This is a genomic window from Streptomyces sp. NPDC017979, assembly GCF_044328175.1.
GTDB lineage: Bacteria > Actinomycetota > Actinomycetes > Streptomycetales > Streptomycetaceae > Streptomyces.
Genome location: NZ_JBIRGU010000002.1, coordinates 416981 through 442376, shown reverse-complemented (window position 1 = coordinate 442376; position 25396 = coordinate 416981). Strand labels below are relative to the sequence as shown.

The following is a 25396-nucleotide window of genomic DNA, read 5'->3' as shown; positions in this document are numbered from 1 at the left end:
TCCCTTGCTCCGTCACCCCGTCACCTCCGCACCCGCTCGCTCCGTCACCTGTCACCCCTCACTCCGTCACCAGCGGCAACAGCGCCGGCAGGTGGCCGTCCGACGACTGGGCCTTGAGCTGGCGCTCCTCGGGGACGTCGCCGTAGAGCGTCGTCCGGGGCTTCGCGGGGCGGCCCGCGAGGTCCGCGATGGAGATCAGGTCCTTGATGGAGCGGTAGGAGCCGTAGCGGGAGCCCGCCATGCGGGAGATGGTCTCCTCCATCAGGGTGCCGCCGAGGTCGTTCGCGCCGGAGCGGAGCATTTCCGCGGCGCCCTCCGCACCGAGCTTCACCCAGCTCGTCTGGATGTTGGTGATGTGGGGGTGGAGCAACAGTCGGGCCATGGCGGTGACCGCGCGGTTGTCCCGAATGGTGGGGCCGGGGCGGGCGATGCCGGCGAGGTAGACGGGGGCGTTGGTGTGGATGAAGGGGAGGGTGACGAACTCGGTGAAGCCGCCGGTCTCCTGCTGGATGCGGGCCAGGGTGCGCAGATGGCCCAGCCAGTGGCGGGGTTGGTCGACGTGGCCGTACATCATCGTGGAGGAGGAGCGGATGCCGAGCTGGTGCGCGGTGGTGATGACCTCGATCCAGGTGGCGGCGGGGAGCTTGCCCTTGGTGAGGATCCAGCGGACCTCGTCGTCCAGGATCTCCGCGGCGGTGCCGGGGACGGAGTCGAGTCCCGCTTCCTTCGCGGCGGTCAGCCAGTCCCGGATGGACATGCCGGTGCGCGTCGCGCCGTTGACGACCTCCATCGGGGAGAAGGCGTGCACGTGCATGCCGGGGACGCGTTCCTTCACGGCGCGGGCGATGTCGAAGTACGCCGTGCCGGGCAGGTCGGGGTGGATGCCGCCCTGCATGCAGACCTCGACCGCGCCGACGTCCCACGCCTGGGCGGCCCGGTCGGCGACCTGGTCGAGGGAGAGGGTGTAGGCGTCGGCGTCGGTGCGGCGCTGGGCGAAGGCGCAGAAGCGGCAGCCGGTGTAGCAGACGTTGGTGAAGTTGATGTTGCGGGTGACGATGTAGGTGACGTCGTCGCCGACGACGTCGGCGCGCAGTTCGTCGGCGATGCGGGTGAGCGCGTCGAGGGCGGGGCCGTCCGCGTGCAGCAGGGCAAGGGCCTCGTCGTCGGTGAGCTTGGTGGGGTCGTCGGCGGCGGTGCGCAGGGCGGCGCGGACGTCGGTGTCGATGCGCTCGGGGGCCATGCCGGGCACCGCGGCCTCGCGCAGCGCCTCCCAGTCCCCGTAGACCACGTCGAAGTCGTCCCGGCGGTCGGTGGTGCGGCCTTCGGTGTCGATGGTGCGGTGCAGGTCGGTGCGGCCGGAAGAGGCGGCGGTGAAGGACTCGTCGGGCTCCTGCCAGGGCAGGCCCACCGGCATCGCGCCGGGGGCGGCGAGACCGGTGTCCGGGTCGGCGAGGGCGCGCACGTGCGGCAGCAGTCGGGGGTCGAGCCAGGGCTCGCCGCGCTGGACGAACTCGGGGTAGACGCAGAGGCGCTCGGCGAGACGGAAGCCGGCCGCGGCGGAGTGCTCCGCGAGGGCGTCGATCTGGGGCCAGGGGCGCTCGGGGTTGACGTGGTCGGGGGTGAGCGGGGAGACGCCGCCCCAGTCGTCGATGCCGGCGGCGATGAGGCGGGCGAACTCGCCGTCGACCAGATTCGGCGGGGCCTGGAGGCAGGCGGAGGGGCCGAGGAGATGCCGGGCGACGGCGACCGTGGCCACCAGCTCGTCCAACTCGGCGTCCGGCATGCCGCGCATGGCGGTGTCGGGCTTCGCCCGGAAGTTCTGCAGGATGAGTTCCTGGATGCCGTGGTACGTCCGGGAGATGCGGCGCAGCGCGAACAGCGAGTCGGCGCGCTCCTCGTACGTCTCGCCGATGCCGATCAGCAGGCCGCTGGTGAACGGCACGGAGCTGCGGCCCGCGTCCTCCAGCACCCGCAGCCGGACGGCGGGCTCCTTGTCCGGCGAGCCGTGGTGCGGGCCGCCGGGCTCGCTCCACAGCCGGGTCGCGGTGGTCTCCAGCATCATGCCCATGGAGGGGGCGACGGGCTTGAGCCGCTGGAAGTCCGTCCAGCTCATCACTCCGGGATTGAGGTGGGGCAGCAGGCCCGTCTCCTCAAGGATGCGGATGGAGATCGCGCGGACGTACGCGATGGTGGAGTCGTACCCCTCGGCCTCCAGCCACTCCCGGGCCTCGGGCCAGCGGTCCTCCGGCTTGTCGCCCAGGGTGATGAGGGCTTCCTTGCAGCCCAGCTCCGCGCCCCGGCGGGCGATCTCCAGCACCTCGTCGGGGGACATGAACATCCCGTGGCCGGCGCGGCGGAGCTTGCCGGGGACGGTGACGAAGGTGCAGTAGTGACACTTGTCCCGACACAGGCGGGTCAGGGGGATGAAGACGCTCTTCGAGTACGTGATCACGCCCGGGCGGCCGGCGGCTTCGAGGCCCGCGTCCCGCACCCGGGACGCGGACGCGCACAGGTCCTCCAGGTCCTCGCCGCGCGCCTGGAGCAACACGGCCGCCTCGGTGACGTCGAGGGCGACTCCGTCGCGGGCTCGCTTCAGAGCGCGGCGCATCGCATTCGCAGTGGGGCGCTCAGCAGCGGTTCGTCCCTGGTCAGCTGTCATGTTTCGAGCATACGAGCGCGAGAACGGGTTTCCGTTTCCTGGTCGTGAAGAGGGCATGTAGTCGACAACGTGTCCCCCGCCGGTTTAATCCCGCGAGCCGGTGGTAGCCCCTCCGGAGCCCGGGCGAGGGTCCGCCGAAGCAGCCGTGGACTCAGGCGCCACCGGATCCGGTTCGGAAGCCACCGGGCCCGTTCCGAGCACCGCCGGATCCGGTTCGGGCACGACCGGGCCCGTTCCGAGCGCCACCGGATCCGGTTCGGGCACGGCCGGTCGGGACGGCTCCTTGCCCGGCATCCCGCGCCACCACGGCCCGTTCCGCAGGCCGACGGTCGCCGGCACCGCCACCAGCGCCACGCACACCGCGCCCACCCACATCGACGTCCGGATCCCGGCGTACTGCCCGACGAGGCCCGCCAGCAGGGACCCCACGGCGATCGACCCGTACAGCAGGAAGCGGAACGTGGCGTTCATGCGGCCGAGCAGCTCAGGCGGCGTGAGGTGTTGGCGCAGGGTGACGACGAGCACGTTGTCGCAGCCGAGCCGGGTCATGACGAGGAACCACCCCGCCATCGCGATCCACAGCCACGCCCCGCGGTCGACGAACGGCACGACGAGCGCGGCGGGCGCCAGGCACGTCCCCATCCCGACGACGGTGCGCCCGAGCCCGAACCGCTCAGCCAACGGGCGGGCGCAGCGCGCCCCGAGGAAGATCCCGATGCCGGACACCGACCAGTACAGCCCGAGGACGCCGGCCGACAGGCCCAGGTGCCGGGTGAAGAGCACCGGGAGCAGCGTGTTCACGAACTGGATGCCGAGGTTGGTGAGGACGCCGGCGAGCACGAGGACCCGCAGTTCCCGGGTCCCGAGGACGTGTCGCAGCCCTTCCCTGATCTCGGCGGAGAGCTTGGGACGGGCGACCTCCCCCGGGTCCGCCCCCGCTGCCCCCGGCTCCGCCTCCGCCCCCGCCCGCGCCTTCTTCGTCGGGCCCGACTCCGCCCGCATGCCGAGCAGCCGCAGCGCCGACCCCAGGTACAGCACCCCCATCGCCACCACCGCGATCGGCGCGGAGAGCGCCTGGATCGCCAGTCCGCCCGCGCCCCGCCCGGCGACCTGCCCCGCCGCCTGCAAGCTGATCACCGAGGCGTTCGCCCTGGTCAGTTGACCCGTGTTGAGGATGCCCGGCAGCACGCTCTGTGAGCCGACGTCGAAGAAGACCGCGGCGCAGCCGGTCAGCAGCGTCACCGCGTACAGATGGGCGAGCGTGAGCCCGTCCAGCGCCCAGGCGAGCGGTACGGACAGGAACATCGCGGTCCGCGCGAAGTCCGCCCAGATCAGCACCCGCCGCTTGTCGAGCCGGTCCACCCACGCTCCCGCGGGAAGTCCGATCAGCAGGAACGCGCCCGTGCCGAGGGTGGTGAGCAGCCCCACCGCCCCCGGCCCGGCGTCGAGCGCGACGACCGCCACCAGCGGGATCGCAACGATTCCGACATTGCTCGCGAAATGACTGAAGATCAGCGAGGTGTACAGAATGCGGAAGTCGGGGACGCGCCAGGGGCTTCGACTGTCGGGCATGGCCTTCACAGTGCCCGTCCGGGCCCCGTGGCGACCAGCCAATTACCGTCCTGCGCGGGCGGCGGACGGCGGGCGGCCTTCGACGCGTTTCAGGAAGTCGCGGACGATGTCGACGTATTGGCGACGCAACGGTTCCGCCTCCAGATATCCCATGTGCGCCGCCCCCGGCTGCGTCACGTGCTCGGCGTCGGGAATGCGGGCGGCGATGTCGGCGAGGTGCGCGGGGGTGCATTCGTCGAATTCCCCGCCGAGCACGAGCGTGGGGACGCGGATGCGCTCCAGCCGGTCGAAGACGTCCCAATCCTTGAGGTTTCCGGTCACGTGGTAGTCGGCCTGCCCGACCATCGTCCGGAACGTCGTCCCGTCCATCAGCTCCGGCGCGAGTCGGGCCGAGGACGTGCGCAGGACGCACGCCCGCAGGTACTCGTCCTGGGCGACGAGGTAGTCGGGGTCAGCCGTCTCGCCCCGCAGTTCGCGCCCGTACGTGCGGTCCAGCACGTCGCCCGGGAGCGCCGCCAGCAGGGCCCGGACCTCGGTCTGGAAGCGCGGCACGCTCGCCAGCCCGCTGGCGCAGACGAGGCTGGTCCACCGCGGTGCGCGTTCCGCCGCGTACTGGAGGCCGAGCATCGCTCCCCAGGAGTGGCCGTACACGTGCGGCCGTTCCAGGCCGAGCGCTTCTTGCACCGCACCGAGTTCGTCGAGGAAGCGGTCCACGGTCAGCAGCGAGGTGTCGTGGACCGGGTCCGAACGACCCACGCCGAGTTGGTCGTACCAGATGACCTCGCGCTCCCCGGCGAGCGGTTCGAACGCCTCGAAGAGCGGGTCGCTCGGATAGCCGGGCCCGCCGTGGACGAGGAGCAGCGGCACTCCGCCGCCGCCCGCCCTGCGGTACCAGACGGCGCCGCCCGGCACCGCGATCCGGCCTTCCGTGACGCGGGGCGGCCTCACCGCCAGCACCGGCCGCGCGGCGCTTCGCGCACATTCCCACACCGAGGGAATGGGAGGGTTTTCCAGCTCACCTTCTGCTGCTGCATTTCACGCTCCTCTCGAACTTCACGGTAGGGAAGAGGTCCCGGAGAAGTAAGACTTGACTTGCCTTACCGCTTCCGACAGGTGAATTCCGCCGAAAGCGCCCGGGGGCAACGGTCTGCGCGCCCCTTTCAGCACACGTCAGTACGCGGGGAACGCCGTGCCGCAGGGGTAGTGGGGCTCCCGTTCTCCCTTGAACGCCGCGGACGTACGGGCCAGGGCCCCGGGCCGCAGTTCCGTCACGCGGCCGGCGGCGGCGAGCGCGGCGAGGGTCGACCCACCGAGGAAGGCGGCGCCCAGTTCGGCGGCGGTCAAGCTCAGGTCCGCAGCGCCAGCGCCCCCGGCCAGGCGCTCGCAGCTCACGTCGTCCCCGTCCGCCCGCAGCCGGTAACGCCCGGTGTTCCAGGGGCAGAAGTCGTCCGCCACGTCCAGGACCACGTCCAGTTCCGTGCCCGCCGGCACGGCGTACCGTCGCCCCGCCAGCGCCCGTCGGACGTCCACCAGACGCACCCACAGCCGGTCCACTTCGCTCGACTCCACCGCCCGCGGGTCGACGAGCAGATGCGGCAGCGTCTCGTCCACCGCGCCTTCGTACGTGATCGTCGACACCAGGTCGATCCCGGCGAGGTAGCGCCACAGCGCGGCGTACGCCTGTCGGGAGGTCGCGGCGAGCTCTTCGACCCGGACCTCCTCGTCCGACGCGAACCGGTAGAGCGCGTACCCCGTCACCGTCCCGTCGGGCTCGTGGTGCACCGCGTACCGCAGGGCCGTGCCGCCGCCGCGTTCGCCCGGCTCGTCGAGCAGCCGGAAGTCCCAGAAGCGGGCCGCGCGATCGGGCCAGCCGGGAGTGCGGACGCGGGCGCGCTCGTACGCCTCCTCGATCAGCGGCCGGGCCTCGTCGGGCGGCAGGAGCAGGACGCGGCCGGTGCCGAAGTCGGTGCCGGGCAGGAAGCGCAACTCCTTCTTCGCGCACCTCAGCCGCGCGCCGCGGGTCGCCGGGCCGTACCCGTACCGCCCGTAGATCGCGGCCTCGGAGGGGCGCAGCGCGGCGATCGACTCGCCGCCGCCCTCGTACACCTCGGTGAGCTGCCGGCGCATCATCGCGGTGAGCAGGCCGCGTCGGCGGTGGGTGGCCGCCACCCCGACCCAGGTGACGCCGGCGACGGGCAGCGAGCCCCCGGGCACGGTCATCACGCGCGAATACGCGGCGGTGCCCCCGACGGGCCTGCCCGCCGCGAACGCGCCGGACGCACCGAACGTGTCGGACGTGTCGAACGCGCCGATCGTCCGGTCCAGTTCCACCAGCGGGCGCAGTCGGTCGAGCTTCTCGTCGGTGTAGTCGCTGCCGCAGGTGTCGCCGATGAGGCGGGCCCAGGCGGGGAACTCTTCGTCGGTGACGGGGCGCAGGAGATGCGGGTCATCAGGCATCGGACTTGTGTAGCCGGTCCGCGGTCGGGGGCGCGACGGCATTTCCCGGCCGCGCCCCGACCCGGACGCGCCCCGACCCGCTGTCCGTGCCCCGACCCGGCCGCGCTCGGAGCCGGACGCGCCCCGACCCGCTGTCCGTGCCCCGACCCGGCCGCGCTCGGAGCCGGACGCGCCCGGATCCTTGCAGCGCTACGGCAGGTAGCGCGCCAAGTCGTCGAGCGCGCGCAGCACCTGGTCCTCGTCCGCCGACGGCAGCATGAAGACGACCTCCTGGGCGCCCACTTCTTCGTAGTGCGCCATCTTCTCGGGCGTCGGCTGCACCGAGTACGGCATCACCTCCAGCTCATCCGACGACCGGCCCGCCTCCTCCCAGACCGCGCGGAGCTCGGGCAGGGCCTGCTTCAGATCGACGCCGATGGGCATCCAGCCGTCCGCGTACTCGGCGACGTGCGCGAAGAGCTTGGGGCCCGCACCGCCGCCGACCAGGGTGCGCGGCGAGGTGCCGCGCACCGGCTTGGGGAAGGCGAAGGACGCGCTCACCGAGTGGAACTCGCCTTCGTACGAGGTCGGTTCGGCCGCCCACAGCGCCCGCATCACCCGCATCTGGTCGAGGACGACCTCCCGGCGGCGGGCCCAGTCGACGCCGTGGTCGACGGCCTCCTCCTTGTTCCAGCCGAAGCCGATGCCGAGGGTGAACCGGCCGCCGGAGAGGTGGTCCAGGGTGGCGACCTGCTTGGCCACGGTGATCGGGTCGTGCTGGGCGAGCAGCAGCACCCCGGTGCCGAGGCTGATCCGGGAGGTCACCGCCGCGGCCTGGGCCAGTCCGACGAAGGGGTCGAGGGTGCGGCCGTAGCCGGTGGGCAGGTCTCCGTCGGGGACGTACGGGAAGGGGGTGGCGCGCTCGACGGGGATGTGGGTGTGCTCGGGCAGGTACAGCCCGTCGAAGCCGCGTTCCTCCAACTCCCGCGCCAGACGTGCGGGGGCGATCGTCTCGTCGGTCACCATGAGGGTCGCTGAAATGCGCATCCCAAACCTTCCTCGTCGAAGCCGAAGCAGAAGCAGAAGTCAGAGCTGAAGCAGAAGTCAGAGCTGGAGTCGAAGTCGGAGCTGGAGTCGGCGCCGAAGCCCAACTGGCGACCTGTTCCTAGCCGTACGGGCCGCAAGACTCCACAACCGCGCCCCGCCCGACCCTTCTTCCGCATCGGCGCGTGATCACCGGAACGGGGCTTGATAGTCGGCGTCGGCGGCGGCGACATGACCGAGATCGATCGGTGTCGCCGGTGGGCCGTTGCGCCGTACGCCTTCGAGGAGTCGGGGCAACTGCGGCGGCCACAGCGGTTCCGTGTCGCCGGCCAGCTCCTGCGGGGACCACCAGCGCCAGCTCAGGATGTCATCGGCGGCGTGGGCCGCGGCGAGTTCGCCGATCGGATCGCGCCGCGGGCCGTACGCCAGGAAGACGTGCTCGTGCTGGCGCACCGGGACGCCCGCCCGGGTGAAGTCGTGCTCCCACAGGCACAGCACGGTCCCGTCGACCTCGACGTCCGTCCAGCCGGTCTCCTCCCGGACCTCCCGCAGCGCGCCCTGAAGCGGCGACTCGCCCGGGTCCAGCCCGCCGCCGGGCATCGCCCAGTGGACGCCGACCTCCTCGTTGTCGTAGCGGAACATGAAGACCGAACCGGTCGGGTCCACCACCGCGACGCGCGCGGCCTGCCTGGGTATCCGGGGCTTTCGCATCCGCTCACCCTCTCAGAGCACGCGCGGCGGCCCCCGTTCACCGGAGCCGGCCAGGATGCGGTGCATGACGAGCATCAGCAGGGACGGCGCGGCCGGGCCCGCGCGGCGCGGGCTCCTCGTTGCGGGCGCCGCCGCCGCGGCTACCGTGGGAAGCGTGGGTTCCGCGCACGCCGACGGCACGGACGGCGCCATGGAGCAGCGGACGAGGGTCATCCGCGGCACCCTGCCGCCCGGCTCCCCCGACTACGTCTACCTGCCGTTCGAGGTGGGGCGCGGGGTGCGCGAGATCCACGTCTCGTACGCGTACGAACGCCCCGCCGTCCCCGCCGGCACCCTCGGCAACGCCCTCGACATCGGGCTCTTCGACGAGCGCGGCACCGCACTCGGCGGCGAGGGCTTCCGCGGCTGGTCGGGCGGGGCGCGACAGGAGTTCTTCGTCCGCAGCGACGCGGCGACGCCGGGGTACCTCCCCGGCCCGGTCCGCCCCGGGACCTGGCACGTCGCCCTCGGCCCGTACACGATCGCGCCGCAGGGCCTGGCGTACGAGGTGACGGTCACGCTGCGGTACGGCGCGCCCGGCGCGCCCGCGCCGCGGCCGACGTACCCGCCCGAGCGGGCCAGGGGGCGCGGCCGGGCCTGGTACCGCGGCGACTGCCATCTGCACTCCTGGCACTCCGACGGCCGCCGCACCCCCGGCGAGATCGCCGCGCTGGCCCGTGCGGCCGGCCTGGACTTCGTCAACAGCTCCGAGCACAACACCCACGCGGCGCACGCCCACTGGGCCGAAGCGGCCGGCGACGACCTGCTCGTCCTGCTGGGCGAGGAGGTCACCACGCGCACCGGCCACGCGCTGGCGGTCGGCACCGACCCGGGGACGTTCGTCGACTGGCGCTACCGGGCCCGGGACGGGCACTTCGGCCGCTTCGCCCGGCAGATCCGGCGCGCCGGCGGGCTCGTCGTACCCGCGCACCCGTACGCCGGTTGCCTGGGATGCGCCTGGAAGCACGGGTTCGCCGACGCGGACGCGGTGGAGGTGTGGAACGGCGCTTACGGGCCGGACGACGAGGTCGCGCTCCAGGCGTGGGACGCGGAGCTGGCGCGCGGGCGCTGGGTCCCGGCGATGGGCGGCAGCGACGCGCACCGCGACCCGGACCCGGTCGGCACCCCGCAGACCGTGGTGCTCGCGGACGACCTGACCCGTGCCGCGGTGCTCGACGGGCTGCGGGCCGGGCGCAGTTACGTCGCCGAGTCCCGGTCCGTCACGCTGGACTTCGGCGCTTCGGACGGGCGCGGCGCACGGGCCGGGATCGGCGAGCGGCTGCGTACGGAGCCGGGCGCGCCGGTGACGGTGCGGCTGGCCGCGTCCGGGGCGGCGGGCTGCACCGTCCGCTTCGTCACCGACCAGGGCACGGCGCACTCGGCGCTGCTGCCGGCGTCGGGGGCGGGGGTGGTGGAGTGGCGCACGTCGGCGCGGGTCGCGGCGTACGTCCGCGCGGAGGTGCGCCACCCGCCGACGGCCCAGGGCTCCCTGGGCACTCTGGCCGCGTTCACCAACCCGATTTTCCTCGGGGACCGTTAGAGACCCCGGCCGGCCGGGGTCTGCCCCGGCCGGCCCTCCCCTCCCCGTTGTCCGAGCAGGCGCGTTGGCGCCGTGACAAGTGCGCGGTGATGGCGTCTGCGACTCGGCGGCAGGCTGTTCGCGCAGTTCCCCGCGCCCCCCAGGACCCCACCGTTCCCCCTGCGGGAGGGTTGATCTCTGTGGACCGTGGGTGGCTTCTCGTGCAACTCCTCCCCCTGTGCCCAGGGGAGCAGGGGCCCAGCGCCCCTGTGTCGCCGCCGCCGTCCTTTGCCCAAGGGGCACGACGGCTGGCCTGGATGAGGTCAGTCGGCGGGAACGGGTTCGAGGAATTCCAGGCGGTTGCCCAGTTTGTCGAACGTGTGGAAGCGGGCGTACCCGGGGAAGTCGTCGTCCCAGGTGACGTCGGCTCCGTTGACCTCCAGGCGCTGGGCGAGCGCGTGGATCGAGGTCACGAGGATGCCCGGATGCGCCTTCCTGCTCGGGTGGAAGTCCTCTTCCACACCCAGGTGGACCTCCAGGCCGCCACCCCGGAACCAGCACCCTCCGCGGGCTCTCAGCGCGGGCGGCTTCTCGACTTCCGTCATGCCGAGTACGCCCACCCAGAACTCGCGGCAGCGGTCTTCCGCGCCCGCGGGGATCGCGAGTTGTACGTGGTGCAGCCCACCCAAGGCGTATCCGAGCGCTCCTTCAGTCATGCCTTCTCCCTGCCTCCCCCACCAAGAATCTTGACATCAAGATAGCGAGGTCGGCCCGCCCACCACCAGGCGTTCGACCGCGACCTGTACGAACGCCTCCCGCTCGGCCTCCGAGTAGAGGTCCGGCAGGGTGAGCTGTTCGACGATCAGCCAGTTGAACGTGAGCATCAACAGCTTGACGGCCATCGCGTCGCCGGGGAGTCCGGACGCCTCGTGGTACGAGACGTTGGCGTCGACGTCGGCGCGGACGCGTTCGGTGAGCAGCCTGCGCAGTTCGGGGCGGCGGGTGGCCTCCAGGCGGAGTTCCAGGAAGGCGAGGTAGCCGGTGCGGAAGCCGGCGACGCGGCCGACGACCTCACGCATCAGCTCGACGTACGCGGCCCGGTCGTGCCCGGCGGCGACCAGCGGGGCGACGGTCTCCTCGTCGGGCTGGAGGCGTTCGTAGACCCGGGCGCCGGCCTGGTTGAGCAGGTCGTCGCGGTTGGCGAAGTAGTTGGACGCGGTGCCGTTCGGGACGGCCGCCTCGGTGTCCACGGCGCGGAAGGTCAGCCCGCGGGCGCCCTCCCGGGCCAGCACCTCGATCGCGGCGTCGACGAGCGCGGCGCGCCGTTCGTCGTTCCTTCTCACCATGACGACCACTCCTTGAAAGCCCGAGAGTTATACCACTCCAACTAGAGCACTATAGATGGAGTGACTTGCCAGCTCGCCAAGGGGCGCCAGAACCGTCGAACCAGAATGTCTGGTTGCAGATAATCCGCAAGTGAACCTCCTCGCCTACCCTGGACCCATGACCTCCCTCGCACCCCGACGCAACGAGCCGGACCTCTCCCACCTCCTCGACCACACCAGCCACGTACTGCGCACCCAGATGGCCGCGGCACTGGCCGAGATCGGACTCACCGCCCGCATGCACTGCGTTCTGGTGCACGCCCTGGAGGAGGAGCGGACCCAGGCGCAGCTCGCCGAGATCGGCGACATGGACAAGACCACGATGGTGGTCACGGTCGACGCACTGGAGCGGGCGGGGCTCGCGGAACGGCGACCGTCGCCCACCGACCGGCGCGCACGGATCATCGCGGTCACGGAGGAGGGCGCCCGCACGGCGGAGCGGAGCCAGCAGATCGTGGACGCGGTGCACCGCGACGCCCTGGCGACACTGACCGAGGGCGACCGCTCGACGCTGCTGGAGGCGCTGAACGCGCTGGCCACGGGCCACCTGTCCACCGCGACGGAAGCCGCACCCGCCCGCCGGGCCCGCCAGCGCTGACATCCCGCCCCCTCCGCCCCACAACTAAAAACATCCGAGATAGATAGTCTGCAACGGAACTATCTGCTACGGTCTCTCTTGTCGCCTCCACGGACTGCCCCACGGATTGACGGGAGAGAACCCATGTCACCGACCTCGGTCGCCACGGAACCCGCACCCACCGCCCCGCCCGCACAAGCGAAGCCCTCGCAGCAGACGCAGCCGCCCGCGGCCCGCTCCCGCTGGGCCGCCCTCGCCGTGATCGCCAGCGCCACCCTGATGCTGATCCTCGACGGCAGCATCGTCACCGTCGCGATGCCCGCCATGCAGAGCGACCTCGGCTTCTCCCCGGCCGGCCTGAGCTGGGTCATCAACGCGTACCTGATCCCCTTCGGCGCCCTGCTGCTCCTCGCCGGCCGCCTCGGGGACCTCGTCGGCCGCAAGAAGATGTTCCTGGCCGGCATCGGCGTCTTCACCGCCGCTTCCCTGCTCGCCGGCGTCGCCGCCTCCCCCGGCGTGCTGATCGCCGCCCGCTTCCTCCAAGGAGTCGGCAGCGCCATGGCGTCCGCCGTCGGGCTCGGCATCCTGATCACGCTCTTCACCGAACCGCGCGAGCGCGCGAAGGCCATCGGCGTCTTCAGCTTCACCGGCGCCGCCGGCGCCTCCATCGGCCAGGTGCTCGGCGGGGTGCTCACCGACGCCCTCGACTGGCGGTGGATCTTCACCATCAACCTGCCGATCGGCCTCGCCGTGCTCGCCCTCGCGCTGCCGCTGCTCCCCGCCGACCGCGGGCGCGGCCTGAAGGCCGGCGCCGACTGGCTGGGCGCCGGCCTGGTCACCTTCGGGCTGACCCTCGGCATCTACGCCGTCGTCAAGGCGGAGCAGTCGGGCTGGGCCTCCGCGCACACCCTCGGCCTCGGTGCGCTCTCCGTCGCCCTGGTCGCCGCCTTCGTCGTACGCCAGACCAAGGCCCGCTCGCCGCTGGTGCCGCCGCGGATCGTGCGCTCCCGCAGCCTCACGGGCGCCAACGTCGTACAGATGCTGATGGTGGCCGCGCTGTTCTCCTTCCAGACGCTGGTCGCGCTCTACCTGCAGAAGGTCCTCGGCTACGGGGCGCTGGAGACGGGGCTCGCGATGCTGCCCGCGGCCGTGATCATCGGCGTCACCGCGCTCGGCGGCTCGGCGCGGCTGATCGCCCGCTTCGGGGAGCGGGCCGTGCTGCTGACCGGTCTGGCCCTGCTGGTCGGCGTCCTCGGACTGCTGATACGCGTCCCGGCCAGCGACGCGAACTACGTGGTCGACCTGCTGCCGGTGATGCTGCTGGCGGCCGGTGCCGGCCTGGCGATGCCGGCGCTGACCTCGCTGGGGATGAGCGGGGTGCCGGCGGAGGACGCGGGCCTCGCATCGGGGCTGTTCAACACCACCCAGCAGCTCGGCGGCGCCCTCGGCGTCGCGGTGCTCAGCACCCTGGCCGCCGGGCGCACCGAGGGCGCCCTGGAACGCGGCAGCTCCGGCGCCGAAGCGCTGACCAGCGGCTACCAGCTCGCGTTCACCGTCGGAGCGGGCCTGCTGGTGGCGGCGTTCCTCGCGGCCCTGTTCCTGCTGCGGAAGCCCGCGGCGCGCTGACGAGCACCACGTGGGTGGGGGCGGCCGGTGATCACCGGCCGCCCCCACCCACGTCGTACGACCGGACTCAGTCCGCGATGATCAGGGACGGGGTGTCCCGCTTGAGCACCTCGCCGCGGAAGAACGCCGGGCTCACCCGACGCATCACCAACATGATCACCAGGCCGAGCGCCAGCAGCCCGACGCCGATGATGAAGACCGAGCCGACGCCGGCGACCGTGGAGCCGCTGCCGTACGCCGGGTCCCACATGTCGTACAGCGTCTTGCCGAAGACCGCCGCGAGCAGCAGCCCGCCGACGACCGGGGCCAGGCCCTTGAAGACGAAGTCCCGGCCGGAGCGGAAGATCTCGGCGCGGAAGTACCAGGCGCAGGCGAAGGCCGTGAGGGAGTAGTAGAAGCAGATCATGAGGCCGAGCGCGTAGATCGTGTCGATCAGGACGTTCTCGCTGACCAGCGTCATGACGGTGTAGAAGGCGCCGGTGGCGATGCCGGCGACGACCGTGGCCTTGCCGGGGGTCTTGAAGCGCGGGTTGACCCGGGCGAAGGACGGCGGCAGCGCCTCGTACGTGGACATCGCGAGCACCGTGCGGGCGACCGGGATGAAGGTGGTCTGGAGGCTCGCGGCGGCGGACGCGAGGACCGCGACGAAGAGCAGCACGCCGAGGCCGGGGCCCATGACCGGGCCGGCGAGGGCGGCGAAGACGTTGTCGGAGGTGTCCGGGTTCGCCAGGCCGAGGCCCGTCTCGCCGGAGCCGACGGCCATCTGCGCGGCGACGCCGGTCATCAGGTACGAGGCGACCAGCACGACCATGGCGATCAGCGCGGCCCGGCCGGGGGTCTTGCCGCTGCCGGTGGTCTCCTCGTTGGCGCTGAGGCTGGCGTCCCAGCCCCAGTACATGAAGATCGACAGCGACAGGCCGGCGGTGAAGGCGGCGAAGGACTCGACGGCGAAGGGGTTCAGCCACTCGCCGGAGAAGGAGAGCGAGGTCTCGAACGAGCCCGCCTTGGACAGCGCCATCGCTATGAAGACGCCGAGGACCAGGAGCTGGAGGCCGACCAGGGCGTACTGCACGCCCTTGGTCGCCGTCATGCCGCGGTAGCTGATCGCGGTGGCGATCGCGATCAGCACCAGCACGGTGCCGATGTGCACGGCCTTGTTGTCGTCGAGCGCGGCCACCGACTCGCTGCCGGTGACCTCGCCCGCGAGCAGCCAGAAGAAGGACGTGGCGACGCCGGCGAGGTTGGAGAGCACGATGATCGTGGCGACCACCAGGCCCCAGCCGCACATCCAGCCGACCCGCGGCCCGAACGCCTTCACCGTCCAGGTGAAGGAGGTGCCGCAGTCGGGCATGACCCGGTTGAGCTCCCGGTACGCGAAGGCGACCAGCAGCATCGGGAGGAAGCCGGCCAGGAAGATCGCGGGCATCTGGAGCCCGACTTCCCCGGCGGTGGAGCCGAGGGTGGAGGTCAGGCAGTAGACCGGGGCGACGGTCGAAATGCCGATGACGGCGCTGCCCGTCAGCCCGACGGAGTTCCCGCCGAGCCCTTTGCCGCGCACGCCACCGCCCTTGCCGGGGGCGGCGCCCCGCACCGTGTCTCCGGCCTGCGGCCGGGCTTCCAGCTGAGTCATGAACAGGACGTTAAATGCTGCGGTTTCCACATCCGGAGCCCAGGCGTCCGAATATCGAACCCTGCCTTTCGGTGGCGAGTACGGATGATTTCCTGCACATGAAAGATCTACTCCGGAACGTGCTCCCACCTTGGAAGGCGTGACGCCGAATTTACGACGTACGATAACCGCAGCGCTGCCCGCTTTACCCCTTTTGAAATTTTCCGGTGAGCCGACAGCGAACACCCGCCGGCCCGGGAGCCACGGGCGTCATCCGGGCCACACCAGCGCCTGCGTCTCGCCGTACGCGTGCAGGGCGTACGAGCCCACGTCCCGCCCCACCCCGCTCTGCTTGAACCCGCCGAACGGGGCCTCCATGTGCCGGCCGACCGTGTTGATCCCCACCCCGCCGGCCCGCAGCTCGCCCGCGACCCGGAACGCCCGCGCCACGTCCCCCGACCACACGTAGTCGATGAGGCCGTACTCGCTGTCGTTGGCGAGCGCGATCCCCTCCTCCTCCGTGTCGAAGGGCAGCACCACGACCACCGGCCCGAAGATCTCCTCCCGCACCACCCGCATCCCGCCGGTGCACTCCGCGAAGAGCGTCGGCGCCACGTAGAAGCCCTTGCCGAGGTCGGGCCGCTCGCCGCCGACGACCAGCCGGGCCCCCTCCGCCCGGCCGAGCGCCACGTACGACTCCACCCGGTCGCGGTGCGCGGCCGAGATCACCGGCCCCACCACGGTGCCCCGCGCGGCCGGATCGCCCACCGTCAGCCGGCCCGCGTACGCGGCGAGGCCCGCCACCAGGTGCTCGTAGATCCCGCGCTGCGCGATGACCCGCGTCGGTGCGGTGCAGATCTGCCCGCTGTAGAAGGAGTACGTCGTCCCGATCCCGGCGACCGCCGCGGCCGGGTCGGCGTCGTCGAAGACCAGCGCCGCGCCCTTGCCGCCCAACTCCATGAGCTGGCGCTTCATCCCGCGCCCGCAGACCTCGGCGATCGCCCGCCCCACCGCCGTCGAGCCGGTGAAGCTGACCATGTCGACGTCCGGCGAGTCGACCGCGGCCCGCCCCGCCTCCGGCCCGGAACCGGTCACCACGTTCACCACGCCCGGCGGCACCCCGGCCTCGGCCAGCGCCCGCGCCATCCGGAAGACCGACAGCGGATCCTGCGGCGCCGGCTTCACCACGACCGCGTTGCCCATCGCCAGCGCCGGCGCGACCTTCCCCGCCGCGTTCGCCCAGGGGTTGTTGTACGAGGTGATGCAGGTGACCACGCCCACCGGCCGGCGCACCGCGACCGCGCCGACGACCCCCGCCCTGCCGAACGGTCCGGCCGCCGTCACCTGCGGCGGCAGCGCCTGCTCGACGGGTTCCAGTGCGCCCCTCGCGTACCGGCGGAAGCGCGCGGCGGCCACCGCGACCTGCATCCCGCGCGCGGTCGCCGTCGTCGCCCCGCTCTCCCGGCGGGCCACGTCGGCGTGGGCGGCGGCGTCCCGCTCGATGACGTCGGCCGCGGCGGCGAGGATCCGGGCGCGCTCCTCGGGCGCGGTGCGCGACCAAGGGCCGAACGCCTCGCGCGCCGCCGCTGCCGCGGCGTGCACCTGGTCCCGGCCGGCTTCCGGCGCGAGGCCGACGACGGTCTCGGTCGCCGGGTCGACGACCTCGTAGTGCCCGTCGTCGGGCTCGACCCACTCGCCGCCGACGAACAGCCGCGGCTCGTCGGGGGCGGTCACGCCGAGACCCTGGTGTCGACCGTCTCCGTGTCCCGGCCCGAGCGCAGCACCACGCCCGGCACCGCGCCCGTCACCCGGTCGTCCCGGATCGCCTCCACCCCGTTCACCCGCACGGACACCACCCCCAGCGCCTGGGCGTCCAGCCGCGGGCTGTCCCCCGGCAGGTCGTGCACCAGCCGCGCCGGCCCGGCGTCGATCCGCTCCGGGTCGAAGAGCACCAGGTCCGCGTGGTACCCCTCGGCCACCCGTCCGCGCCCGCGCAGCCCGAACAGCCGCGCCGGGTCGTCGGTGAGCATCTTCACCGCCGCCTCCAGCGACACCAGCTTCCGTCCGCGCAGACAGTCCCCGATGAACCGGGTGGTGTACGGCGCCCCGCACATCCGGTCCAGGTGGGCGCCCGCGTCCGAGCCGCCGAGCAGCACGTCCTCGTGCTCCCAGGTGCGTCGCCGCAGCTCCCACGACGCCGGGTCGTTGTCCGTCGGCATCGGCCACAGCACCGTCCGCAGCCCGTCGTTGGCGCAGATCTCCACCAGGCAGTGGAAGGGGTCCTGGCCGCGCTCGGCCGCGATGTCGCCGACGACCCGCCCGCCGAGGCCCTCGTTCTCCTCGGCGTAGGTGTCCCCGATGACGTACCGCCCGAAGTTCGCCAGCCGCCGGAAGACGCCCGCCTCCTTGGACTCCGCGCGCCGCAGCATCTCCGCCCGCACCTCGGGGTCGCGCAGCTTCGCGATCCGCTCCTCGACCGGCAGCGCCAGCACCTCGCCCCACCCCGGGATCAGGTTGAGCGCGCAGAAGGTGCCCAGCGACATGTTCATGGGAGTGAGGATCGGCATCGTCAGCGCGACGATCCGCCCGCCGGCCGCCCGCGCCCGCTCGCTGGCCAGCAGTTGCCGCGGCACCCGCTCGGGCACGGCCGCGTCGATCGTGAGCACGTTCCAGTTCAGCGGGCGCCCGGCCGCCGCCGTCATCGCGACGAACAGGTCGATCTCCGCGTCGCTGAACCGGTCCAGGCACCCGGCGACGATCGCCTCCAACTGCGTCCCCTCGTGCTCCGCGACCGCCCGGGAGAGCGCCAACAGCTCCTCCGGCGCGGCGTGCCGGGAGGCGACCGGCTGCCCGTCGCCGTCGGAGTGGGTGGACGACTGGGTGGTGGACAGGCCCCAGGCGCCCGCGGCCATCGCGTCGTGCAGCAGCTCCACCATCCGCGCGAGTTGCTCGTCCGTCGCCCGGCCGCCGACCGCGTCGGCGCCCATCACGTGCCGGCGCAGCGCGCAGTGCCCCACCATGAAGCCCGCGTTCACCGCGATCCGGCCCTCCAGGGCGTCCAGGTACTCGCCGAAGGTGTGCCAGTTCCAGGGCGCGCCCTCCTCCAGCGCGACCAGCGCCATCCCCTCGACCCGGGCCATCATCCGCCGCGTGTAGTCGGCGTCCTCGGGCCGGTCCGGGTTGAGCGGCGCGAGGGTGAAGCCGCAGTTGCCGCCGGCGACCGTGGTCACGCCGTGGTTGAGCGAGGGGGTGGCGTACGGGTCCCAGAAGAGCTGCGCGTCGTAGTGCGTGTGCGGGTCGACGAAGCCGGGCGCGAGGACGAGCCCGGTGGCGTCCTCCTCGGTCCTGGCCGCCTCGTCGACGGTCCCCGGCGCCGCGACGACGGCGATCCTGCCGTCCCGCAGCCCGACGTCGGCGACGTGCGCCGGCGCTCCCGTGCCGTCGACGACGGTGGCGGACCGGATGAGGTGGTCGAGCACGGCGGTGCCTCCTCGTCAGGCAGTGGTGGCCGCGTTGCGGAAGCGGGTCGTGCGGTGCACGGGGTCGGTGTCGATCTGCGGGATGACGTGCTCGCCGATCAGCTTGATCGTGTTCATGGTGGCCTCGTACGGGACGCCGATCGGCAGCCCGAAGGAGAGCTGGTCGGCGCCCGCCTGCTCCCACCGCTTGCACTGCTGCAACACCTCGTCGGGGTCGCCGCAGATCATCAGCTCCTCCTGGATGAGGAGTTGGACGACCTCCGCGGTGTACTCGGGGATCAGCTCGGGCCACTCGGGCACGCCGTCGGGCCGAGGGAAGGTGTCGTGGTAGCGGAAGAGTAGCGACTGGAGGTAGTTCAGCCCGCCGCTCGCGGCTATCCGCACGGCCTCGTCGTGGGTCTCGGCGCAGACCGCGGTGGAGGTGACCATGACGTTGTCGTTGACGAACGCGCCGATCGCCCGCGCCTTTCCGACGGCGGTCTTGTACGAGTCGAGCACCCACTCCATGTCGGAGACCTTCTGCACGCTGAACCCGAGGACGCCGAGGCCCTTCGCGCCGGCCATGGCGTACGAGGAGGGGGAGCCGGCCGCGTACCACATGGCCGGGTGCGCCGGGCCGTACGGCTTGGGCAGCACCTTGCGCGGCGGCAGCGACCAGTGCCGGCCCCGGAACCCCTCGTACTCCTCCTGGAGCCACATCTTGGGGAACTCGGCGATGGTCTCCTCCCAGATCTCCTTGGTGTGGTTCATGTCGGTGATCCCCGGCAGGAAGCCGAGGATCTCGTGGCTGCCGGCGCCGCGCCCGGAGCCGAACTCGAACCGGCCCTCGGAGAGGTGGTCGAGCATGGCGACCTTCTCGGCGACCTTCACGGGGTGGTTGACCGGCGCGAGGGGGTTGAAGATGCCGGAGCCGAGGTGGATGCGGTCGGTGGCGTGGGCGAGGTAGCCGAGGAAGACGTCGTTGGCGGAGAGGTGCGAGTACTCCTCCAGGAAGTGGTGCTCGGAGGCCCAGGCGTACTTGAAGCCCGACCGGTCGGCCTGGATGACGTACTCGGTCTCCTCCATGAGCGCCTTGTGCTCGGCGAGTGGGTCGCTCTCGGCGCGCTTGCCGACGTATCCCTGTACGAAGATCCCGAATTCCACGGGGTGTTCACCGTCCTCTGCGCTGTGGTCTCCCGCATGACTGACACTTTCTGACGCACCGTCAGTTCTTGACTGTTCCACCGGCGTCCGGGGAGCGTCAAGAGCCGACGCCCCGCCGGATCGTCGACGTCCGGGGCGCTGGGGCGTGTTTCGAAAGTCCCGCCCGGCCGACGACGCCTGGCACCGCACTCCCCCGCGGCTACGCGCGGGAGGGACCCCCACCCCGCGTTGTCGGAGTCGTCCAAGTGCGTCCAGTACGAGGACGATCCTCCGCCTTGCGATGCACGGCACCAGACGCCGTCGGCCCCGCCCTTCGGGCAGACGGCGCCACTTCCGAAACACGCCCTAGCCGAGGCTCACGCCGGCGAGCCAGCCGCCGTCGATGACGATCGGCTGACCGGTGATGTACGAGGAGTCGTCGCAGCTCAGGAAGAGCGCGAGCTTGGCGATCTCCTCCGGGCGCCCCACTCGCCCCAGCGGCACCAGCTTCCGGTAGTACTCCCCCGCCCGCTGCCGCATCTTCGCCACGGTCTCGGGGTCGGCGTCCGGGTCGAAGGCGTCCGGGTGGGTCATCGGGGTGTCCACGGCGCCGGGGCAGATCGCGTTCACCCGGATCCCCTTCGACGCCAGCTCCAGCGCGGCGACGCGGGTGAGCCCGACGACGGCGTGCTTGGAGGCGGAGTACGCGCCCACGTACTCGATCCCCGTCATCCCCGCGTACGAAGCGGTGTTGACGATCGTGCCGCCGCCGGCCGCGGCGATCTCGGGCGCGACGGTGCGGATGCCGAGGAAGGCGCCGACCTGGTTGACCTGCGTGACGAGTTGGAACTCGGCGAGGGGGGTGGCGACGAGTTCGTTGAAGCGCAGCACGCCGGCGTTGTTGACCAGCCCGTCGACGTGCCCGAACCGCTCCTTCGCGGCGGCGAGCGCGGCGCGCCAACCGTCCTCGTCGGTCACGTCGAGGTGCAGGTAGAGGGCGCGCTCCGGGCCGATGTCGGCGGCGACGGCCCGCCCCTGCTCGTCGAGGACGTCGGCGAGGACGACGCGGGCGCCCTCGGCCGCGAAGAGGCGGGCCTCCTGTTCGCCCTGCCCGCGGGCGGCTCCGGTGATGAGGACGACGCGCCCGTGGAGCTTGCCGGGCGCGGGCTGGGGCTCAGTGCTCATGTCGGGGGTTCCCTCCGGGTCGTCGCGTTCCTCAGTCCGTCACGTGCGGTGCCACGTCGCGGGCGAAGGCGGCCATCTGGTCGGTGAGTTCGGTGCGGCTGCGGGCGCGGAAGCGCACCTGGATCTGGTTCACCCCCATCCGCGGGTACGCGCGCAGCGAATCGGCGAGCGCGGCCGGCTCCCCGGCCAGGGTGCGCCGCCCCACGTCCCACGCCGGCTCCCCCACGTACAACGGCTCGACGATCGCCCCGACCTCGATCGGCGCGGCGATCCCGGCCTCCTCGCGCAGCCGCCGCAGCCGGGCGATCTGCGCGGGGAGCCGGTCGCGCGGATCGCCCTGCGGCAGCCAGCCGTCCCCGCGCAGCGCGGCGCGCCGCACCGCGGCCGGCGACGACCCGCCGACCCACAGCGGCACCCGGACCTGCGCGGGCCGGGGCCGCTGCCCGAGACCGGAGAACGCGAACCGCTCCCCCGCGTGCTCGGGGTACTCCTCGGGCCCGAGCGCCGCCCTGAGCGCGTCGACCGCCTCGTCCAACAGGCCGCCGCGCCCGTCGAAATCGACCCCGACGGCCTCGAACTCCTCCCGCACGTGCCCGGCGCCCACCCCGAGGACCAGCCGCCCGCCGGAGAGGTGGTCGAGCGTGGCGTACTGCTTGGCACTCACCAGCGGGTGCCGCAGTCCGACGACGGCGACGTGGCTCAGCAGCCGTACGCGCCGGGTGGCCGCGGCGAGGTAGGAGAGCGTGGCGACGGGGTCGTACCAGACGGTCGACATCGCGTCCGCGAGCCGCCGCGGTATCGCGACGTGGTCGCACACGGCGACGTAGGCGAACCCGGTCCGATCGGCGACCTTCGCCACCTCCACGAGGTCGTCCACGCCCGCCTTCGCCTCCCACGCCTCGGCGAACAGCGCGCTCTGGGCCTGGACGGGAAGCTGCATCCCGTAGGCCATCCGCCCTTCGGGCAACACCTGCACGTACACCGCGTACGCCTCCTCGAATCGGCCCCCGGCCCACGACGCATGAATCTGACGCCTCGTCATATTGGACCGCCCGGGACGCGACCGGGCAAGGGTGGGGGCGGGACGGGACGGGGTCGCGGCGGGGCGCGCACGGGGCGGGGACACATCCGCGAAACACGACGGGGTCAGAATCCGTCGGATGGAGATCAGCACGTTCAGTGAGGTCGGCGGCGGCATCGTCGTCGGGGAAGTCGCCTGGGACGACGCGGACGCCGTCGCACTGCGGGCCGGGCAGCGGGCGGAGATAGCCGAGCTGTACGGCACGCACGACAGCGAGGCCGGGCCCGCACCGAGCGCGGGGGACATCGCCGTGTTCCTGCTCGCCCACGGCGCCGACGGAACGCCGCTCGGCTGCGGCGGGCTGCGGCGGCTGGCGGGGGCGACGGGCGAGGTCAAACGGATGTACGTGACGCCCGAGGCGCGCGGTACGGGCGTCGCCGAGGCGGTCCTCCGCGGCCTGGAGGACTGGGCGCGGCGGAGCGGGTGGCGGGCGCTGCGACTGGAGACCGGGGACCGGCAGCACGCCGCCGTACGCTTCTACACCCGCGCCGGCTACGCCCGCATCCCGAACTTCGGCCCGTACGCCCAGTCCCCGGACTCGCTCTGCTTCGAGCGCGTCCTGTAGCCCCTGGGGGGCGGGTGCGGCTGCGGTGCACACGCCGTCCCCGCGTGCGGGGGTGCTCCGATTCCGCGGTCGTAGGGCGACAGCGGGGTGCGGCCGTCCCCGCCTCGCGGGGCTCTTCAGACGGGCGGGCCCACGGGGCGGGCCGGCCGATCGGGCGGGGGGACCGTCAGCCCGACGGACTCACTCCGCCCACGGCAGCGGGATCTTGCCCTCGCTGCCCGGCCGCACCGCCCTGCCCCCCACGGGCATCGCGACCAGCGCCTCCGCCGGGCGGCCCCCCGCGGCCTTCACCTGCCGGACCGCGCCGGCCGGCAGGATCAGGGCCTGCCCGGGCTCGACCCGGCCCGTCTCGCCCGCCACCTCGACGTCGAACCCGCCGGACAGCACCGTCCACACCTGCTCGCGGTCGATGACGTGCACCGGCGTGCCCTCGCCCGCGGCGATCTCCACCCGCCAGGTGCTGATCTCGGCGCTGCCCCGGCTGGGCGCCGCCAGCCCGTACATCGAGCCCGCCGGGGTCCTGGTCGTCCCCTGCTCGCTCTCACTGACCACGCGCACGTTCGCGTCGACGCCGCCCACACCGTTCACGTCCATGTCGACCCGCACTCTCCCCTCCATGTAAAGCTCCTTTACTCGCCATGAGTAAAGGAGCTTTACACACCCGTGTCAAGATGGCTTCGTGGAGACCCGTGACCCCCTCGAACGCACCGAGCTGACCTTCCTGCTCGGAATGGCCTTCCAACTGCTCCTCTCCGAGTTCGTCAGCCGCGTGGAAGCCGCCGGCTACGACGACCTGCGCCCCGTGCACGGCCTGGTGTTCCAGGCGCTCCGCGACTCCGGCGCGACGAGCAGCGAACTCGCCGAGCAGCTCGGGGTCAGCAAGCAGGCCGCCGGGCAGATCGTCGACGACCTGGCGGAGCGGGGGTACGTGGAGCGGCGGCCGCACCCCGCCGGCGGGCGGCGCAAGCTCGTCGTCCTCACCGGGAAGGCACGGCAGCACCTCGCCGTGGCCGGCAGAATCATGCACGACCTGGAGGCGCGGTTGGAGCGGCAGCTCCAAGAGGCCGGCCACCGGGTTCCGCGGGCCGAACTCGTCGCCCTCGTACGCGCGTTGGCCGGGGACGCGCTACCGCCGCTGCGTCCCGTCTGGTGAGGCTCCGGCCCGGGCACCTCCCTGCCGCGGGTTACGATGCCCGCATGGGCATCGCAGTCACCAAGTAACTCCAGGAGTGCCGTTCCACGGCCCCGGCCGCACCGGTCCGCACCGGTGGGGTCCGCTCGTCGTGCCGGCACGGAAGCGTCCTTTCCGCTTTCTGGAGTACCTGGAGCACGCCTCCCATGAACGCCCTTTCCAAGGCGGCGGCACGCCCGCTGGCCGATCGCCGGACCGCGGCCCTCGCGCTGCTGTCCCTCCTCCAGTTCCTCATCGCGCTCGACGTCACCGTCGTGCACGTCGCGCTGCCGTCCATCGGCGCGCAGTTCGACGCCCCGACCGGCTCGCTGTCCTGGGTCGTCACCGGATACACCCTGGTCGGCGGCGGACTGCTGCTGCTCGGCGGGCGGGTCACCGATCTGCTCGGGCGGCGCAGGATGTTCCTGTGCGGCGCCGCGCTGTTCGCCGTCGCCTCCCTCGCCGCGGGCCTCGCGCCCGACCTCCCGGTGCTGATCGGGGCGCGGTTCGCGCAGGGCGCCGGTGAGGCGCTGGCCTCGCCCGCGGCGATGTCGCTGATCGCGCTGCTCTACCCCGACCCCGCCGAACGCGCCAAGGCCCTCGGGGTCTGGGGCGCCATCTCCTCCGGCGGGCTCGTCGCCGGTGTCCTGCTGTCTGGCGTGCTCACCGAACTGCTGCACTGGCGCTGGATCTTCGGCATCAACGTGCCGCTCGCGATCGCCGTACTGCTGATCACGCCGCGGCTGCTGCCGTCCGACGGCCCGCGCGTGCGCACCGAACGCCTCGACCTGCCCGGGGCCGCGCTGCTGACCGCTGGCCCGCTGAGCCTGGTGTACGGCGTGGTGGAGTCGGCGCCCGCGGCCGTCGTGGCGGGGGTGCTGCTGCTGGCCGGCTTCGTCGTCGTCGAGGCGCGCACCCGGCACCCGCTCGTGCCGCTCGCCTTCTTCACGCACCGCGTCCGGGCCGTCGCCAACGCCGTGACCGTGCTGCTGAGCGCCGCGCTCTCCACCGCGTTCTTCCTGCTCACGCTGTACCTACAGGACGTCGTCGGGTTCGGCCCGCTCCAGGCGGGGCTGGCCTTCCTACCGTTCTGCGCGGCCCTGTTCCTGGCCATCGCGATCACGCCCCGACTCATCACCGCGATCGGGCTGAAGCACACGGCGCTGGTGGGACTGGTGTGCACGGCCGGGGGGCTGGCGTGGCTGGCCCGGCTGCCCGACCAGGGCGCGTACGCCGCCGACGTGCTGCCGGGCATGGTCGGCGTCGCCGCGGGCATGGGCGTCGGGCTGCTCGCGCTCCAGAACGCGGCGCTGCACGGCGTCACCGAGGACGACGCGGGCGCGGCGTCCGGAGTGCAGCGCTCCGTTGACCAGCTCGGCGGGGCGCTCGGGCTCGCGGTGCTGGTCGGCGCGGTCGCCGGCGGCACGGCGGGCGTCGACGGCTTCCGTACCGCCTTCCTGTACGCGCTCGTCGGCATCGCCGCGGCCGCGGTCGCCCTGCTCCTCGCAGCGCCCAACGAGACGAGCAGTAAGGGGAGTTCGTCCCCCTGAAGGACGAGACGCGGGTGATTCCTCGTCATCACGGACGAGGAGGGAATGGCCCCGGAGTGGCTTCAT

21 protein-coding genes are annotated in these 25396 nt (G+C 72.6%); 6 read left to right on the top strand and 15 right to left on the bottom strand.

Translation table 11 applies throughout. From position 1 onward, the window contains the following. Nucleotides 1–58: 58 nt before the first annotated feature. The 6 genes from ACH4E8_RS07935 to ACH4E8_RS07910 form a co-directional block, all read right to left on the bottom strand. On the bottom strand, nucleotides 59–2659 hold the full coding sequence (locus tag ACH4E8_RS07935) for a bifunctional FO biosynthesis protein CofGH (RefSeq protein ID WP_398445449.1): 2601 nt from the start codon (nucleotides 2657–2659) through the stop codon (nucleotides 59–61). 84 nt (nucleotides 2660–2743) lie between these two features. After that, nucleotides 2744–4231 carry an MFS transporter gene (locus tag ACH4E8_RS07930; protein ID WP_398445447.1) on the bottom strand — a complete coding sequence of 496 codons (1488 nt, stop codon included), beginning with the start codon at nucleotides 4229–4231 and terminating at the stop codon, nucleotides 2744–2746. Nucleotides 4232–4273: 42 nt separating this feature from the next. After that, nucleotides 4274–5179 (bottom strand): proline iminopeptidase-family hydrolase, encoded by a 906-nt coding sequence (locus ACH4E8_RS07925; protein WP_398445445.1) that lies wholly within the window; start codon nucleotides 5177–5179, stop codon nucleotides 4274–4276. 222 nt (nucleotides 5180–5401) lie between these two features. Then, nucleotides 5402–6688, bottom strand: a complete 1287-nt coding sequence (locus tag ACH4E8_RS07920) for a GNAT family N-acetyltransferase (protein WP_398445441.1) — start codon at nucleotides 6686–6688, stop codon at nucleotides 5402–5404. A gap of 189 nt (nucleotides 6689–6877) precedes the next feature. Continuing rightward, nucleotides 6878–7714 carry an LLM class F420-dependent oxidoreductase gene (locus ACH4E8_RS07915; RefSeq protein WP_398445439.1) on the bottom strand — a complete coding sequence of 279 codons (837 nt, stop codon included), beginning with the start codon at nucleotides 7712–7714 and terminating at the stop codon, nucleotides 6878–6880. 186 nt (nucleotides 7715–7900) lie between these two features. Then, the gene (locus ACH4E8_RS07910; protein ID WP_398445438.1) at nucleotides 7901–8422 is read right to left on the bottom strand and encodes an NUDIX hydrolase; all 522 of its coding nucleotides are present in this window, start codon (nucleotides 8420–8422) and stop codon (nucleotides 7901–7903) included. A 64-nt stretch (nucleotides 8423–8486) separates the two neighbouring features. Between ACH4E8_RS07910 and ACH4E8_RS07905 the strand changes: the two genes are divergently transcribed. After that, nucleotides 8487–10001, top strand: a complete 1515-nt coding sequence (locus tag ACH4E8_RS07905) for a CehA/McbA family metallohydrolase (protein ID WP_398445436.1) — start codon at nucleotides 8487–8489, stop codon at nucleotides 9999–10001. 302 nt (nucleotides 10002–10303) lie between these two features. On the opposite strand, the gene ACH4E8_RS07900 is transcribed toward ACH4E8_RS07905, so the two are convergent. Together ACH4E8_RS07900 and ACH4E8_RS07895 are read right to left on the bottom strand one after the other, a co-directional pair. Then, nucleotides 10304–10696 (bottom strand): glyoxalase, encoded by a 393-nt coding sequence (locus tag ACH4E8_RS07900; protein ID WP_398445434.1) that lies wholly within the window; start codon nucleotides 10694–10696, stop codon nucleotides 10304–10306. A gap of 36 nt (nucleotides 10697–10732) precedes the next feature. Next, nucleotides 10733–11326, bottom strand: coding sequence for a TetR/AcrR family transcriptional regulator (locus ACH4E8_RS07895; RefSeq protein WP_398445432.1), 594 nt, complete (start codon nucleotides 11324–11326; stop codon nucleotides 10733–10735). A 157-nt stretch (nucleotides 11327–11483) separates the two neighbouring features. Between ACH4E8_RS07895 and ACH4E8_RS07890 the strand changes: the two genes are divergently transcribed. Together ACH4E8_RS07890 and ACH4E8_RS07885 are read left to right on the top strand one after the other, a co-directional pair. Next, entirely contained in the window at nucleotides 11484–11963 is a 480-nt protein-coding gene (locus ACH4E8_RS07890; RefSeq protein WP_398445431.1) for a MarR family winged helix-turn-helix transcriptional regulator, read from the top strand. Between the two features lie 123 nt (nucleotides 11964–12086). Beyond that, nucleotides 12087–13568 (top strand): DHA2 family efflux MFS transporter permease subunit, encoded by a 1482-nt coding sequence (locus ACH4E8_RS07885; RefSeq protein WP_398445429.1) that lies wholly within the window; start codon nucleotides 12087–12089, stop codon nucleotides 13566–13568. 67 nt (nucleotides 13569–13635) lie between these two features. Here ACH4E8_RS07885 and ACH4E8_RS07880 read toward each other — a convergent pair whose 3' ends face one another. The 6 genes from ACH4E8_RS07880 to ACH4E8_RS07855 all read right to left on the bottom strand — a co-directional run bounded on the left by ACH4E8_RS07880 (nucleotide 13636) and on the right by ACH4E8_RS07855 (nucleotide 21915). Next, on the bottom strand, nucleotides 13636–15198 hold the full coding sequence (locus tag ACH4E8_RS07880; protein WP_398445427.1) for an APC family permease: 1563 nt from the start codon (nucleotides 15196–15198) through the stop codon (nucleotides 13636–13638). A gap of 249 nt (nucleotides 15199–15447) precedes the next feature. Then, nucleotides 15448–16911, bottom strand: coding sequence for an aldehyde dehydrogenase family protein (locus ACH4E8_RS07875; RefSeq protein ID WP_398445425.1), 1464 nt, complete (start codon nucleotides 16909–16911; stop codon nucleotides 15448–15450). Next, nucleotides 16908–18656 carry an amidohydrolase family protein gene (locus tag ACH4E8_RS07870; RefSeq protein ID WP_398445423.1) on the bottom strand — a complete coding sequence of 583 codons (1749 nt, stop codon included), beginning with the start codon at nucleotides 18654–18656 and terminating at the stop codon, nucleotides 16908–16910. The genes ACH4E8_RS07875 and ACH4E8_RS07870 overlap by 4 nt, the downstream gene beginning before the upstream one ends. A 15-nt stretch (nucleotides 18657–18671) precedes the next feature. After that, complete coding sequence (locus ACH4E8_RS07865) at nucleotides 18672–19799, bottom strand: LLM class flavin-dependent oxidoreductase (RefSeq protein ID WP_398445421.1); 1128 nt, start codon at nucleotides 19797–19799, stop codon at nucleotides 18672–18674. 345 nt (nucleotides 19800–20144) lie between these two features. Next, complete coding sequence (locus ACH4E8_RS07860) at nucleotides 20145–20963, bottom strand: SDR family NAD(P)-dependent oxidoreductase (RefSeq protein WP_398445419.1); 819 nt, start codon at nucleotides 20961–20963, stop codon at nucleotides 20145–20147. A 31-nt stretch (nucleotides 20964–20994) separates the two neighbouring features. Further along, on the bottom strand, nucleotides 20995–21915 hold the full coding sequence (locus tag ACH4E8_RS07855; protein WP_398446089.1) for a TIGR03619 family F420-dependent LLM class oxidoreductase: 921 nt from the start codon (nucleotides 21913–21915) through the stop codon (nucleotides 20995–20997). A 208-nt stretch (nucleotides 21916–22123) separates the two neighbouring features. On the opposite strand from ACH4E8_RS07855, the gene ACH4E8_RS07850 reads away from it, so the two are divergent. Further along, nucleotides 22124–22609, top strand: a complete 486-nt coding sequence (locus tag ACH4E8_RS07850; RefSeq protein ID WP_398445418.1) for a GNAT family N-acetyltransferase — start codon at nucleotides 22124–22126, stop codon at nucleotides 22607–22609. 180 nt (nucleotides 22610–22789) lie between these two features. Here ACH4E8_RS07850 and ACH4E8_RS07845 read toward each other — a convergent pair whose 3' ends face one another. Further along, nucleotides 22790–23227, bottom strand: a complete 438-nt coding sequence (locus ACH4E8_RS07845) for a cupin domain-containing protein (protein WP_398445416.1) — start codon at nucleotides 23225–23227, stop codon at nucleotides 22790–22792. Nucleotides 23228–23288: 61 nt separating this feature from the next. Here ACH4E8_RS07845 and ACH4E8_RS07840 point away from each other — a divergent pair, with 61 nt between their 5' ends. Then, the gene (locus tag ACH4E8_RS07840) at nucleotides 23289–23762 is read left to right on the top strand and encodes a MarR family winged helix-turn-helix transcriptional regulator (protein WP_398445414.1); all 474 of its coding nucleotides are present in this window, start codon (nucleotides 23289–23291) and stop codon (nucleotides 23760–23762) included. A gap of 185 nt (nucleotides 23763–23947) precedes the next feature. Next, nucleotides 23948–25330 carry an MFS transporter gene (locus ACH4E8_RS07835; protein ID WP_398445412.1) on the top strand — a complete coding sequence of 461 codons (1383 nt, stop codon included), beginning with the start codon at nucleotides 23948–23950 and terminating at the stop codon, nucleotides 25328–25330. The last annotated feature ends 66 nt before the right edge of the window (nucleotides 25331–25396 follow it).